This is a genomic window from Micromonospora matsumotoense (genome assembly GCF_900091525.1).
In the GTDB taxonomy this organism is placed as follows: Bacteria; Actinomycetota; Actinomycetes; order Mycobacteriales; family Micromonosporaceae; genus Micromonospora; species Micromonospora matsumotoensis.
In genome coordinates this window covers 116,875-130,563 of sequence record NZ_FMCU01000003.1, presented here as the reverse complement: position 1 = coordinate 130,563, position 13,689 = coordinate 116,875, and the positions used below count along the sequence as shown (strand labels likewise).

General features: G+C 74.7%; 8 protein-coding genes. 4 read left to right on the top strand and 4 right to left on the bottom strand.

Features of this window, described 5'->3' with window-relative positions; translation table 11 throughout:
- Positions 1–13: 13 nt before the first annotated feature.
- The gene (locus GA0070216_RS07615; RefSeq protein ID WP_091241334.1) at positions 14–1,417 is read left to right on the top strand and encodes a S8 family serine peptidase; all 1,404 of its coding nucleotides are present in this window, start codon (positions 14–16) and stop codon (positions 1,415–1,417) included.
- 134 nt (positions 1,418–1,551) lie between these two features.
- On the opposite strand, the gene eccB is transcribed toward GA0070216_RS07615, so the two are convergent.
- Both eccB and eccD read right to left on the bottom strand, forming a co-directional pair.
- The gene (gene eccB / locus GA0070216_RS07610) at positions 1,552–2,946 is read right to left on the bottom strand and encodes a type VII secretion protein EccB (protein WP_091241331.1); all 1,395 of its coding nucleotides are present in this window, start codon (positions 2,944–2,946) and stop codon (positions 1,552–1,554) included.
- 7 nt (positions 2,947–2,953) lie between these two features.
- Positions 2,954–4,363 (bottom strand): type VII secretion integral membrane protein EccD, encoded by a 1,410-nt coding sequence (gene eccD, locus GA0070216_RS07605; RefSeq protein WP_091242618.1) that lies wholly within the window; start codon positions 4,361–4,363, stop codon positions 2,954–2,956.
- A gap of 185 nt (positions 4,364–4,548) precedes the next feature.
- On the opposite strand from eccD, the gene eccCa reads away from it, so the two are divergent.
- The 3 genes from eccCa (at position 4,549) to GA0070216_RS07590 (ending at position 11,029) form a co-directional block, all read left to right on the top strand.
- Positions 4,549–8,496: a type VII secretion protein EccCa gene (gene eccCa / locus GA0070216_RS07600; RefSeq protein WP_091241328.1), complete on the top strand. Its 3,948-nt coding sequence runs from the start codon at positions 4,549–4,551 to the stop codon at positions 8,494–8,496.
- Positions 8,497–8,985: 489 nt separating this feature from the next.
- Positions 8,986–10,212 (top strand): epoxide hydrolase family protein, encoded by a 1,227-nt coding sequence (locus GA0070216_RS07595; protein ID WP_091241325.1) that lies wholly within the window; start codon positions 8,986–8,988, stop codon positions 10,210–10,212.
- Positions 10,213–10,276: 64 nt separating this feature from the next.
- Positions 10,277–11,029 (top strand): hypothetical protein, encoded by a 753-nt coding sequence (locus GA0070216_RS07590; protein ID WP_245722363.1) that lies wholly within the window; start codon positions 10,277–10,279, stop codon positions 11,027–11,029.
- Here GA0070216_RS07590 and GA0070216_RS07585 read toward each other — a convergent pair.
- Together GA0070216_RS07585 and GA0070216_RS07580 are read right to left on the bottom strand one after the other, a co-directional pair.
- Positions 10,980–12,245 carry a hypothetical protein gene (locus GA0070216_RS07585; RefSeq protein ID WP_091241318.1) on the bottom strand — a complete coding sequence of 422 codons (1,266 nt, stop codon included), beginning with the start codon at positions 12,243–12,245 and terminating at the stop codon, positions 10,980–10,982. The two genes, GA0070216_RS07590 and GA0070216_RS07585, sit on opposite strands and share 50 nt — an antisense overlap.
- A complete protein-coding gene (locus tag GA0070216_RS07580; protein ID WP_091241314.1) occupies positions 12,242–13,450 on the bottom strand; it encodes a type VII secretion protein EccE in 1,209 nt (402 codons plus the stop codon). The genes GA0070216_RS07585 and GA0070216_RS07580 overlap by 4 nt, the downstream gene beginning before the upstream one ends.
- Between the last annotated feature and the right edge of the window lie 239 nt (positions 13,451–13,689).

Below are 13,689 nucleotides of genomic sequence, written 5' to 3'. Positions count from 1 at the left end.
GACGGAGGAACACATGACGGGGTACCCGCCGGTGCGCCGACAGCGGGACGACCAGGTCGACCGGTTCGGTGTGGGTGGTCGCCCGGACCGTGCCGGGCCTGCCGCGGCGGCCCCGACGATCGACGACGCGACCAGGCCGGACCGCCGCCGGATGACGGCGGGTGGCCGGACCAGGCCGGGTCGGCGTGCCGCGGCGGGCGGGCTCGTCGTCGGGCTCGTCGCCACCGCCCTGGTCTGCCCGGCGGTGCCCGCGTCGGCGGCACCCGACTGCGCGCCGGCAGGTGGGCAGGTCAGCACGCCGTCCTGGGCCCAGCAGGTGCTCGCCCCGGAGCAGGTGTGGCCGTTCAGCCAGGGCGCCGGGGTCACCGTCGCGGTGCTCGGCTCCGGCGTGGACGGTCGCCATCCACAGTTGCGGGGCCGGGTCGAGACCGGCTTCGACGCGGTCCGGGGCAGCGGCCCGGCCGACACCGACTGCACCGGTCAGGGCACCCGGGTGGCCGGGCTGATCGTCGCCCGGCAGACCGGCCCGTCCCCGTTCGCGGGGCTCGCGCCGAGCGCCCGGGTGCTGCCCGTGCGGGTGGTCGACGACCGGACGTTCGGTGACCGTCCGATCGACCCCGGGGTGCTCGCCCGGGGCATCGACTGGGCGGTCGACCGGGGTGCCCGGGTGGTCGCGGTCACCGTCGCCGCCGACCGGGACACCGCGCCGTTGCGGACCGCGGTCCGTCGGGCCGTCGACCGGGGCGTGCTGCTGGTGGCCGCCAGCGGTGACCGGGGTGGTGACGGCAACCCGGTCTCCTACCCGGCCGGCTACCCGGAGGTGCTCGCCGTCGGGGCGATCGGCCCGGACGGGCGGCGCTGGCCGAAGTCGCAGTACGGGCCGTACCTGGACCTGGTCGCGCCGGGCGTCGCCGTCACCACCACCCAGCGTGGCACCGGGCTGGTCGAGGCCGCCGACGGAACCGCCCTGGCGTGCGGATTCGTCGCCGGTGCGGGCGCGCTCACCCTCGCCAAACGGGCCGGTGCGCCGCGCAGCGAACTGGTCCGACTGTTGACGGTGACGGCGGTCCCCGGCGCCGACCGCGTCGAGTACGGCCACGGCACGGTCAACCCGTACGGGGCGATCAACGACCAGTTGCTGCCGCAGGCCCGACCGGCCCCGCTGCCCCGGTTCCGGCCGGCCGTCGAACGGCCAGACCCGGCGGTACGGGAGAGCCGGCGGATCGCGCTGGCCGGTGCCGTGCTCGCCCTCGGCACCGTCCTGGTGATCTGTGCGGTCGCGCTGACCCTGCCCAGGTTGCGGCGTCGCCGCTGGCGGGCCGCCGTGGCACCGGCACCCGCCCGGTCGGTGCAGCCGACCGAACCGGGCCCTCCGGTGCAGCTCTTCGACGATCCGGAGCCCGGCCCCGGGCGGTGAACCACCACCCTGACCGGTCGACCCCCGCAGGCAGTCAAGGGACGGCCGGCCCGGTCGGGCTGCCCGGGACCGGCGGTCGGCTCGCCCGGGACCGGCGGTCTGCCTGGTCGGGTCCGGGGTCCGGTGCTGGCCGGTCAGTTGCCGGTGGTGATCGTGGCGGGTCGGACCGCGGCCCGGGGGTCCAGGGTCGGACCGGTCGGGATCAACATGGTCAGGCTCGGCGGGACCGCCAACGCCCCGTCCGCCGGGTAGCCGAGCAGACTCAGCGCCTCGGCGGACGGCACCGGGTAGCGGATGCCCAGGTCGGTGACGATGCTGAACGCGCCGGGACTGCCGAGCAGCCTCAGCACGGTGACCCGGCCGGCGGGGGCGGCGATCCGGTCGGCGAGCGGGATGCCGTCCGGGGAGACGGAGCCGGTCGGCACGGCCCGGTCCGCGCCGGGCAGGGTGCCGCCCACGGTCAGCTCCGGCGGGGTGCCGGCGTCGGTGGTGGCGGCGCAGATCTGCTGACCCGGCTCCGGGCCGACCAGCTTCGGCGGGGTGGCGGGCGGCCGGCCCCGGTCCGGTGGGCGGGGGAGCCGTTGGCTCTTGGGCAGCGACGTGACGTCGGAGACGGCGACCGGCACCGGTTCCCGCCCCGACTGGCCGGCCTGGATGGCCTGCTGCACCGGGGTGATCGGGGCGATGCCGTCGGTGAGCACCAGGTAGTGCTGCGGACCGGAGGCGGTCTGGGTGACCAGCACGTCGCCGTTGCGCCGGCCGGACACCTCCCGGGACTGGCCGTTCCGGTCGGCGACGGGCAGGGCGGCGAGGTCCACCCCGGCGGGCAGCGCGTTCAGCCAGGCGGTGCCGACGGGAGTGGGGGTGACCGCCCCGAACAGGGCGGGGACGACCACCCGGGAACCCTGCACCAGATGCCGCCGGCCGTGCCAGACCAGGTAGTTCATGCCCAGCGTGGCGTCCTTGACGAGCAGCCCGTCGTCGCCGACGCCCCGCCCGTCGACCGGCCGGGCGGCCAGCGCTAGGGACACTGAGTCGACGGTGCGCCCGGTGTCGTCGACGCCCGGGGTGGAACAGACCGTCCACGGCAGACCGACGCGCCGGTTCGCCGCCGGCAGCGAGGCGGGGGCGTTCGGGATGCCCATCGTCACGCCCCGGGGCACCGTGCCGAGGGTGCTGCCGGAGACTCGTACCACCGGGGTGCCGGGGCGGCCGGCGGCCAGCAGGGCGGAGGTGTAGTTGAGCGTGGGGTGCAGCCGACCGTCGAGATAGAGGTAGGTGGCGCCGCTCTCCTTCTCGACCACCACCGAGCCGGGCTTGCGCCAACTGTCCCCGCCGACCTTGGTGAGCAGCCCGTAGATGCCCACCCCGGCGGCGACCAGGACGGCCACCATCAGGCCGCCGAACAGCGCGCCGATGCCCCGGCGCAGCGGTGACTGCTGCGGGTCGGTCTCGCGCATCACGAACGCGGACATCACCCGCTGGGTCATGAACTGGTAGGACTGGAGCTGGTCCCGCCGGGTCGTCATCCTCGCCTCACCCGCCGATCGAGGCGAACATTCCCCGGATCGCCCCGAACAGGCCGATGACCGCGCAGGCCAAGGGGATCAGCGCCATGATGGCGATCACGTCGGCGATGTCGGCGGCCCGGCCCAGATAGGGCGACGGCCGGCGACGGCTGTAGAGCAGGCCGGCGACCAGGGTCAGCGCCGCCGCGGCGACCACGCCGAGCCCGACCAGCATCCGGCCACCGCCCGGCGCGACGGCCAGCAGCGCGGCGACGGCCAGCGACGACAGCCCCAGCAGGCCGCTGACCAGCAGTGGCACCCGTTGCGCGGCGGTGGGGAACAGCCGCCCGCGCAGCAGCAGCGCGCCGGCACCGCAGAGCGCCAGCAGCACCCCGGCCGGGGTGCGGTCCTCGGCCAGCAGGAACGCGATGGTGAGCGCGCCGCAGACCGCCGCGGACAGCAGCATGCCGGTGAGCAACTCGGTGGCCCGCGCCACGGTCACGAAGACCCTCGCCCGCTCGGGCACCGGCCGGTCCTTCAGGATCTCCTCCGGCCGGTCGGGCAGTTCCGGCACCGGCAGCTTGCCCAGCCAACCGGCGATCAGCGGGTAGCCGGGGAGCAGGCCGATCACGGTGGTCAACGTCGCCGCCGCCGACCCGGCGGGGGAGACCCCGCCGTAGCAGAGCAGCGCGGCGAGCACGCCGGTGAGGCCGGCGGTCGACCCGGCCATGAACAGCCGCTGCACCCCGCCCACCGCCGCGTAGCCGACGATGCCGAAGACCAGCAGCGCAGCGGAGCCGAGCAGCAGGCTCGGCGCCCCCAGGTCGACGACCCGCGCGCCGTCCGGGGCGGCCAGCAGCGCGCCGCCGAGCAGGGCGTAGGGCAGGCCGGCGGCGGCCACCACGGCACCGGCGGTGGCGTCGGGCAGGGCCCGCGACAGCACCGGCCCGGCGACCGCCAGCAGCGCCGCGATCCCCAGCGCCAGCAGACCCGGGGTACGCCACGGCGAGCCGACCGCGAGCAACGCGACCAGCCCGAACCCGAGCAGCGCGGCGGTCACCGTCAACCCGGCCCGCCGGGTGGTGTCGTTGCTCCACGATCGACCGGTCCGGCGCGCGCCGCTGGCGATCACCTCGACCACGTCGTCGTACGCCAGCTCGGGCCACTCGTCGCGGCCCGGCGTGAGGTGCAGCAGTTCGCCGTCGCGGACGCCCTGCACGGCGAGGTTGCGGGTGGCTTCGAGCAGGGTGCCGGTGGCCCGTCGGAGCACCCAGCCGCCCTGCTGCTCGCCGACGTCGCCGAGGTCCTCCCCGGCGTGCCGGAGCAGGTGCGGCAGCAACTCCCCGACGAGCATGCCGTTGGGCAACGCCACGTCCATCCGCCGCTGGGGAGCGGCGATCGTCACCCTGGCCAGACTGAGACCGCCCGGGGCCGTCACGCTGGTCACCTCCCCGTGTGCCATGCGTCCGCGCGGTCGCCTCCTGGGCCCTCCGCGGCGGTCAAGGTAGCACGGTCGCGCCGCCTGTCGGGTGGCCGTCCGGCGGCGCAAGGCGGTCCCTGCCAGGGGTGACCGGTCGATAGAGTGGGCCGCCGAAGACCTATGTGGTGGGAGGTACGGGGGAGATGTCGTCGTTGGTGGTCGTCAAGCGTCCACCCCGCCGGCCGGCGCCCTCGCTGCCGACCGGGGAGGTGATCCTCGATCCGCCGCCGGAGGTGCCGGCGGCGGGCGGCCGGGGCTGGACCCGGATGCTGATGATCCTGCCGATGGCGGCCGGTGCCGCCGCGATGGGCCTGATGATGGGCATGCAGCGCGGCGGGGTGATGACCTATGTGGTCGGTGGCATGTACGGGGTCTCCATCCTCGGCATGATCGCGGTGATGGTGGTCAACCAGTCCGGGCCGGGCAAGCGCGAGATGATCGAGTCGCGCCGGCAGTACCTGCGCCGCCTCGCCCAGTTGCGGGCCCAGGTCCGCAACACGGTCCGCCAGCAGCGGGAGGCCATCCACTACCGACACCCCGACCCGGACTCGCTGTGGTCCACGGTGACCAGTGGCCGGCTCTGGGAGCGCCGCCGGGGCGACGCCGACTTCAGCGTGGTGCGGATCGGGCTCGGCCCGCAGGAGGTCGCCACCCCGCTGATCCCGCCGCAGACCCGACCGGTGGACGAGCTGGAGCCGCTCTGCGCGCTGGCGCTGCGCCGGTTCGTCGCCACCTACTCGGTGGTGCCCGACCTGCCGGTGGCGATCGCGCTGCGCGACTTCTCCCACGTCCACCTGCGCGGCACCGACGACGCCGTACGCGGGCTGGTCCGCGCGGTGGTGGCCCAGTTGACCACCTTCCACGCCCCCGACGACCTGCTGGTCGCGCTCTGCGTCGACCCCGACCGCCGGGCCGGGTGGGAGTGGGTGAAGTGGCTGCCGCACGCCCGGCACCCGACCAAACTGGACGCGGTCGGGCCGATCCGGCTCTTCGCCCCGACCGTGGTGGCCCTGGAGGCGATGCTCGTCGACGTGCTCGCCAACCGGCCGCGCTTCGACCCGACGGCGACGGCGACGGTCGCGCCGTACGTGCTGGTGGTGATCGACGGCGGGCAGGTCGCCGGCTCCGACCACCTGATGACCGAGGGCGGGGTCGCCGGGGTGACCCTGCTGGATCTCGCCGGTCGCCCCCCGCGCCTGCTCGACGAGAGTTCGGTGGTGCTCGACGTCGCCGAGGACGGCACCATCTCGGGCACCACGATGGACGGCACCACCCGGGTCGGTCGGGCCGACACGCTCGACCCGGCACGGGCCGAGGTGCTGGCCCGGGAGCTGTCGCCACTGCGGCTGTCCGCCGCGTCGTACGCCGACCAGCCGGCCGTCGCCACCGATCTGGGGCTGGCCGACCTGCTCGGCCTCGGTGACCCGTACGAGCTGGACCTGACCGACGCCTGGGGCAGCCGGCCCAACCGCAGCCGGCTGCGGGTGCCGATCGGGGTCAACGAGAACGGCCGGCCGATCGAGCTGGACCTCAAGGAGTCCGCCCAGGAGGGGATGGGCCCGCACGGGCTGCTCGTCGGTGCCACCGGCTCCGGCAAGAGCGAGCTGCTGCGTACGCTGGTGCTGGCGCTGACCGTCACGCACAGCCCGGAGATCCTCAACCTGGTGCTGGTCGACTTCAAGGGCGGCGCCACCTTCGCCGCGCTGGACCGGTTGCCGCACACCAGCGCCGTGATCACCAACCTGGCCGACGAGTTGTTCCTGGTCGACCGGATGCTCGGCGCGATCCAGGGCGAGATCACCCGCCGGCAGGAGCTGCTGCGCCGGGCCGGCAACTACGCCTCACAGCGCGACTACGAGCGGGCCCGCGCGGCCGGGGTGCCGCTGGCCCCGCTGCCCAGCCTGCTGATCGTGGTGGACGAGTTCAGCGAGCTGCTCAGCGCCCGGCCGGACTTCATCGACATGTTCGTGCAGATCGGCCGGGTGGGCCGGTCACTGGGCATGCACCTGCTGCTGGCCTCGCAGCGGCTGGAGGAGGGGCGGCTGCGTGGCCTGGAGACACACCTGTCCTACCGGCTGGGGCTGCGGACGTTCTCCTCGATGGAGTCGCGCGCGGTGCTCGGGGTGGCCGACGCCTACGAGTTGCCCCGCTCGCCGGGGCACGGCTATCTCAAGGCGGGCACCGAGGGCCTGATCCGGTTCAAGGCCGCGTACGTCTCGGGGGCGGTCCGGCAGCACGGCGGGGTGCCCACCGTCGGCGGCCGGCTGATCGACCCGGTACGCGACTACACCACCGACTACGTCCCGCTGGCCACCGACGACGCACCGGACGAGCCGACGCCGACCCCGGTGGACGAGCACGTCGGGGAGAGCCTGCTCGACGTGCTGGTGGCCCGGATGGAGGGGCGTGGGCCGGCGGCCCACCAGGTCTGGCTGCCGCCGCTGGAGGAGCCGCCGACGCTCGACGTGTTGCTGCCGCCGGTGCTGGAGTCCCCGCAGCGCGGTCTGACGATCGCCGCCGAGGACCGGCACGGCGCGCTGCACGGGGTGGCCGGCATCGTGGACAAGCCGTTGGAGCAGCGCCGCGACCCGCTCTGGCTGGATCTGGCCGGGGCGGCCGGCAACGTGATGGTGGTAGGCGCACCGCAGACCGGCAAGAGCAACCTGCTGCGCACCCTGGTCACCAGCCTGGCGCTGGGCAACACCCCGCGCGAGGCGCAGTTCTACTGCCTGGACTTCGGTGGCGGCACCCTGGCCGCGCTCGGTGGCCTGCCGCACGTCGGCGGGGTGGCCAGCCGGCGGGAGGTGGACAAGGTCCGGCGTACCATCGCCGAGCTGCACGGGTTGATGCAGGCCCGGGACGCGTTGTTCAGCACGCACGCGGTGGAGGGTGTGGCGGCCTACCGGCGGGCCCGCCGGGACGGGCGGTTCCGGGAGGACCCGTTCGGTGACGTGTTCCTGGTGGTGGACGGTTGGTCGGCGCTGCGGGCCGAGTTCGAGGACCTGGAGCCCCTGGTCACCGAGCTGGCCAACCGGGGCCTGGGGTACGGCATCCACATCCTGGCCACGACCAACCGGTGGATGGACGTCCGGCCGGCGGTGCGGGACATGTTCGGCGCGAAGGTGGAGCTGCGCCTCGGCGAGCCGGCCGACTCGGTGATCAACCGGCGGGCCGCGGTGAACGTGCCCGAGCAGCACGGCCACGGGTTGACCCCGGACGGCCTGCACTTCCTCGCCGGCCTGCCCCGGCTGGACGGCCGGCCGGTGGTGGACGACCTGCCGGACGCGTTGGCCGACCTGGTCACGCGGGTGCAGCAGCACTGGACGTCGGCGGGTGCCCCGGCGGTCCGGCTGCTCCCCGCCGAGCTGCCCTACGAGGCCCTGCCCGCCGCGCAGGGCGGGCTGATCCCGATCGGCATCGCCGAGACCGACCTCCAGCCGGTACGCCTCGACTTCACCGCCGAGCCGCACCTGCTGCTCTTCGGGGACATCGAGTGCGGCAAGAGCACCTTCCTGCGGGGGCTGGCCCGCAGCATCGTCGAGGGCAACGACCCGGCGCAGGCCCGGATCATCCTGGTCGACTTCCGGCGCAGCCTGCTCGGCGCGGTGGAGTCCGAGCACCTGATCGGCTACGGCACCTCCCCGCAGGTCACCGCCGAACTGGTCACCCAGGTGGCGACGGTGATGAAGGAGCGGCTGCCCGGCCGGGACGTGACGGCCGAGCAGTTGCGCGACCGCAGTTGGTGGAAGGGCCCGGAGCTGTACCTGCTGGTGGACGACTACGACCTGGTGGCCGGGGCGGCGGTCAACCCGTTGGCGTCGCTGCTGGAGTTCCTGCCGCAGGCCCGCGACATCGGTCTGCACCTGGTGCTGACCCGGCGCATCGGTGGTGCCGGGCGGGCCATGTTCGACCCGGTGATCGGGCGGATCAGGGAGCTGGCCTCCCCGGGCATCATGATGTCCGGCCCGCGCGAGGAGGGCGCGCTGTTCGGCACCATCAAGCCGCAGCGGCTGCCGGCCGGCCGGGGCTGGCTCTTCACCCGCCGCCACGGCGCCCAACTCGTCCAACTCCCCCAGGTCCCACCCCACTGATTGCTACCACGGCAGTTGGCCTGCCTGGGGCGCGTCGAGGTTCATGATCGACTCAATGGGGCCGATATAGCGGTGTCCGCGCCGCTCCGTTACCGCTATGTCGCCGCAATGGTTAGCCGTTCCACCGCCAACGGTCCCCGGGCCGGGCAGATGTCGACCCGGACCGGCCTGCCACCGCCCGGCAGGCTGGTCCCACGACCGGATCACCGTCCCGTGCGGCGGGCTGCTCTGGCCGGCGGCATGTTCCTTCTTCGTCGGGCGTTGGTCGTGGTTGCCTTGAACTGCACGGATGCCGTCGTGCCGTCGGCGGTCACTCGGGATGAACCGGCCGCCTGTCGAAGGCGTATCGCCGCGAGCGCCGGTCGTGGCGTTCTAGGCTGCGAGATGTGACGGCGGCGTGCCCAGGTCGACCCGGCACACCACTCGGCAGTCCCCTCACCTCATGATTCACCTCCGCGCGGCGTGAACTCAGGCAGAGAGGAAGCATCCATGGCGGTCAGGACCAGGACGCGACCCGGCACCACGGAGATCCGGCCGTTCTCGGTGGACATCCCCGAGGCGGACCTCGACGACCTGCGCCGACGTATCGCGGCGACCCGATGGCCGGAGAAGGAGACCGTCGACGACCAGTCGCAGGGCGTTCCGCTGGCCACGATCCAGGCCGTCGCCCGCTACTGGGAGCGGGACTACGACTGGCGCAGGGTCGAGGCGCGGCTGAACACCCTGCCGCAGTTCGTGACGACCATCGACGGGGTGGACATCCACTTCATCCACGTCCGGTCGACGCACGAGGACGCGCTGCCGCTCATCGTCACGCACGGCTGGCCCGGATCGGTGATCGAACAGCTGAAGATCATCGAGCCGTTGACCGATCCCACGGCGCACGGCGCGAGCGCGTCGGACGCGTTCCACCTGGTGATCCCGTCGCTGCCGGGGCACGGCTTCTCGGGCAAGCCGACCGGGTCGGGCTGGAACCCGGAGAAGATCGCCACCGCCTGGACCGAGCTGATGACGCGCCTCGGCTACCAGCGGTTCGTGGCGCAGGGCGGCGACTGGGGTGCGGTCGTCGTGGACCAGATGGGTGTGCAGGCACCGCCTGGGCTGCTCGGCATCCACACCAACATGCCGGGCGCGGTGCCCCCCGAGATCGACAAGCTGTTCCAGGGCGACACGACCGGGGCGAACGACGCCCTGGGCTCGCTGCCGTCGGGCCTGTCCGAGGACGAGATGCGCGCGGCCACCGAGCTGGACTACGTCTGGAAGCACGTCGCGTACGCCCTGATGATGGCGACCCGACCGCAGACGCTGACCGGCCTGGCGGATTCCCCGGTCGGCCTGGCGTCCTTCCTGCTCGACCACGACGCGCGCAGCCTGGAGCTGATCTCGCGGGTGTTCCAGGGTGCCACCGAGGGCCTCACCCGCGACGACGTGCTGGACAACATCTCGCTCTACTGGCTGACGAACACGGCGATCTCCGCCGCCCGGCTGTACGCGGAGAACAAGCTGTCCTTCTTCGCCGCCAAGGGGGTGTCCGTGCCCGTCGCGGTGAGCGTCTTTCCCGACGAGCTCTACGAGGCCCCGCAGAGTTGGGCCGAGCAGGCGTATCCCCACCTGATCTACTTCCACAAGCTCGACAAGGGTGGGCACTTCGCGGCCTGGGAACAGCCGATGGTGTTCGCCGATGAGTTGCGCGCCGCCTTCCGGTCGCTGCGCTAGTGCGGCGGCGACCCGGGATGGCCGGGCGGCCCGCCGTGCGCGTCATCCGGGTTACGCTGCGATGGTGAACCGGCGTGACCAGTACCGGGTCGAGTTGCGGGGGTCCGATCCCGCGCGCTGGCCGGCCTTCCTGCGGGAGCACTCGGGGCTGCCTGGGCCACGGGCCAACCTTGAGCTGGCCCAGGCCGTCGCCGACGAGGGGGAGCCCGCCTCGTTCGATCGGCTGATCGCCACCGACGACGAGTATCTGGTGTTCTGCGGGGTGCTCGGTCTCGGCCGACTGCTGGCCGCAGGCGCGCGGACCCGGGCAGGCATCGAGGCACGCCTGCACGACCACGCGACCGACGCCCGCTGGCGGGTACGCGAGGCGGTGGCCCTGGCGTTGCAGCGTCTCGGCGACGCCGACCTGCCGCGTCTGCTCGACCTCGGCACGGCCTGGGTCGGGGACCCGCACCCGCTGGTCCGGCGGGCAGCCGTCGCGGCGGTGTGCGAACCGCGCCTGCTGGCCGTCCCGGAGGCCGCCGCCCGCGCCGTCGCACTGTGCGAACGGGCGACGGCGGGGCTGGCCGCCCTGCCGGCCGGCCGGCGTCGCGACGACGACGTCCGGGCGTTGCGTCAGGCGCTGGGCTACTGCTGGAGTGTCGCGGTGGCGGCCGATCCGACTGCCGGCCTGCCGCCGTTCCGGGCGCTGGCCGCCGCCGACGACAGCGACGTGGCCTGGATCGTCCGCGAGAACAGCCGGAAGAAGCGCCTCGCCGGCCTGCTCGTCAGCGGCGGGGTGCGCCCAGCAGGTGCTGCTCGACCGACGTCTGACTGATCCACAGGTGCCGGTCCGTGCCGCCACCGACCAGGGTGAGCATGTCGTCGGCCATCACCTGCAGGAACCGGGCGCTGTCCGGAGGCAGCCGCAGCGCCTGCGCCGCCGCCACCGACTCGTCGGCGGAGAGCCGTTGCAGCACGCAGAGGTCGCTGTCGCGCAGGGCGGGCGCGGTGCCGGGGTCGAGCCGCCGCAGCACGGTCAGCTCGGCCTGCCACGCCCCGAGGGCCGCCGCCCCGACCGTGGCAGGGTCGTGAAGCGTCGATCCGGGCGTGGTCGATCCGGGCACGGCCGGGCGGGTCGCGCCGGGTGGTAGGTCGCGCACGATCAGGGTGGGCTGCTGCGCGGTCCCGGTGGCGGGCACCGGGCGGCCGTCGGCGCGTACCTCGACCTGGTCGGCAGCCCGGCCGAGCGCCGCCGGACCGAACCCGGCCCAGGTGGCGGGATCGGCGGTAAGCACGACGATCCGGGCCCCCAGGGCCAGCGCGCGGAAGGCGACGAGCTGACCCGCCCACACCCCGCCGACCAGGGTGACCCGGGTCGGCTCGGGGCGGAACAGCCGGATCGCGACCGCCGCCCGGCGGCGGTCCGCACCGAGCACCAGACCGGCCGGGAGCGGGGTGGGACTGAGCCGGGCGAGGGCCGCCGGGGAGACCGCGTGGGTGCCGATCCGCAGCCGGGGCAGCCGACCGGACGGTCCGCCACGACCGGGCGCGGCCTCGCCCCCGGGGCTGCGGGCCGGCGGTGGCGCGGGGGGAGCGGGCGGGTGGCTCTCCGGGGCGGCCAGCGGACTGGCGAGGGCCCGGGGCAGCGGATCGGCGGTGGCCAGCGCGGTGGCGGTGGCGGTGCCGACCGCGTCGGCGTCGGCGTCGATCCGGACGCCGGGCGCACCCCGCACCGGCGCGTCCGCACCGACCGGCGGCGCACCGACCGGCGGTGCGGTGATCGACGGCGCGGCGACCGGCGGTGGTACGGCGGCCGAGGCGACCGGTAGCCCTCCGGCAGCGGCGACCGACCCGTGCGGATACGCCCCGGCAGCCGCCGGTCCCGGGGGATACGACCCACCGGCCGAGCCCGGGGAACGAGGCCCACCGGTCGAATCCCGCGGATACGACTCGTCGGCCGAGCCCTGCGGGTGCGGCTCGGCGGGCCGGTCGGGGGACGCGCCGAAGGTGGCCGGCACCGCCGTGCGCCGCTCGTCACCCGGTCCGGTCATCCCGCGCCACCCCCCGTCGGCGTCGACGCGTACACCGCCGGGCCGTGTTCGCCGTCGAGCGGGAAGAGTTCCCCGCCCGCCTGTCGTACCCCGTCGACGGCCGGCCCGCACAGCTGCGGTAGCAGCTCCGCCGGCCCGGTGATCCGGACCAGGCCGCGCAGGTCGAGATCCTCCCCCGGCCCGTTCGAGGCCACCGTCAACGACACCGTCACCAACGAGGCCGGCAGGGTCTCCAGCCAACCGAGCATCGTCGCCGCCCGGTCGACCGGCGGCCAGCGGCGGATCCAGAACGAGCGGTGTGCGAGCGGGCCGCAGTGCCAGGCCGACCACTCCTCGCGCACGGGTGTCGCGTCGGCCGGGACGCCCGGGGTGAAGCCACAGGACCGACCGACGGCGGCGAGCAACCCGTGGGCGTCCAACAGCCGGTGCGCGACCCCGCACCGGCGCAGCGACCTGCCGACCTGGCGGGCCAGCGTGGCCACCACCGAGGGGGCGACCCCCAGGTCGACCGCGTAGTCGCCGATCGCCTCCGCCAGCGCGCGGGCGTCCAGCCGGACCGCCACCCAGGTCGCCCGCCCGGCCGGGACCGGGGTGCCGTCGAGGCCGGCCAGCAACTGCCGGTAGGACTCCCGCGCCGGGGCGGTCGGATCGTCGCCCGGCCCGCCGGCCGGGACGGTGCTGGTCACCACCTGGAGGACGGTGCCCGGCTGGCCGGACTCGGCCAGCGCGGTGGCCAGCACGTTCAGCGGCAGGCCGGCCGGCGCGTCACCGGTCGGCCCGGACCCGCCGACGGCGGCCACCGCGAACCAGCCGGCGTCGTCGCGGGCCACCCCGATCCGCGTCCCGTCGGCCATCGCCACGGTGCCCACCGACAGGCCGGGGGCGAGTCGTTGCAGGGCGTCCAACCCCGCGTCGGCGGCGACCGGCACCGCCGCGGCGGCCCGCTGCCGCTGGTGCCGGGCCAGCGCCCGCTTCTCCAGCCACCAGCGGCCCCGCGAGCGCAGGAACACCACGGTCAGCAGGAGTACGCCGCAGAGCGCGGCGACGATCAGCACCGGCATCCCGAACAGTCCACTGGCGAGGACGCCGAGCAGCACCGCCTCCAACAGCAGCAGCTGCAGGATGTGCAGCTCACCGATCCGGCCGGGGCGTCGACGGGGGGCCAGGTGCAGGCGGGCGTCGGGATCGTCCGACCGGGATGCCATGCGTGCCGGTCGTGGTGCTCCGGTCATCTCCGGCTGCCCCCAGACGCCTCGACCTGTGTGGCCCGTCCACGACGGACCGCCCTCATCATAGGAACCCGCCGCCGCCACCCGGGGCCCGTGGGGTCGGCGTGCCGGACGTCGCCAGGCCGCCGCCCACCCATCAACCGGCCGACCCGCCAACCGGTTCGCCCATCAACCGGTTCGCCCACCAACCAGCTCACCCGCAGGCCGGTTCGCCC

Excerpts from the sequence above, each read along its gene's own strand:
- GA0070216_RS07615 (WP_091241334.1), top strand. The coding sequence starts at position 14 with ATGACGGGGTACCCGCCGGTGCGCCGACAGCGGGACGACCAGGTCGAC.
- eccB (WP_091241331.1), bottom strand. The coding sequence starts at position 2,946 with ATGACGACCCGGCGGGACCAGCTCCAGTCCTACCAGTTCATGACCCAG.
- eccCa (WP_091241328.1), top strand. The coding sequence starts at position 4,549 with ATGTCGTCGTTGGTGGTCGTCAAGCGTCCACCCCGCCGGCCGGCGCCC.
- GA0070216_RS07595 (WP_091241325.1), top strand. The coding sequence starts at position 8,986 with ATGGCGGTCAGGACCAGGACGCGACCCGGCACCACGGAGATCCGGCCG.
- GA0070216_RS07585 (WP_091241318.1), bottom strand. The coding sequence starts at position 12,245 with ATGACCGGACCGGGTGACGAGCGGCGCACGGCGGTGCCGGCCACCTTC.
- GA0070216_RS07580 (WP_091241314.1), bottom strand. The coding sequence starts at position 13,450 with ATGGCATCCCGGTCGGACGATCCCGACGCCCGCCTGCACCTGGCCCCC.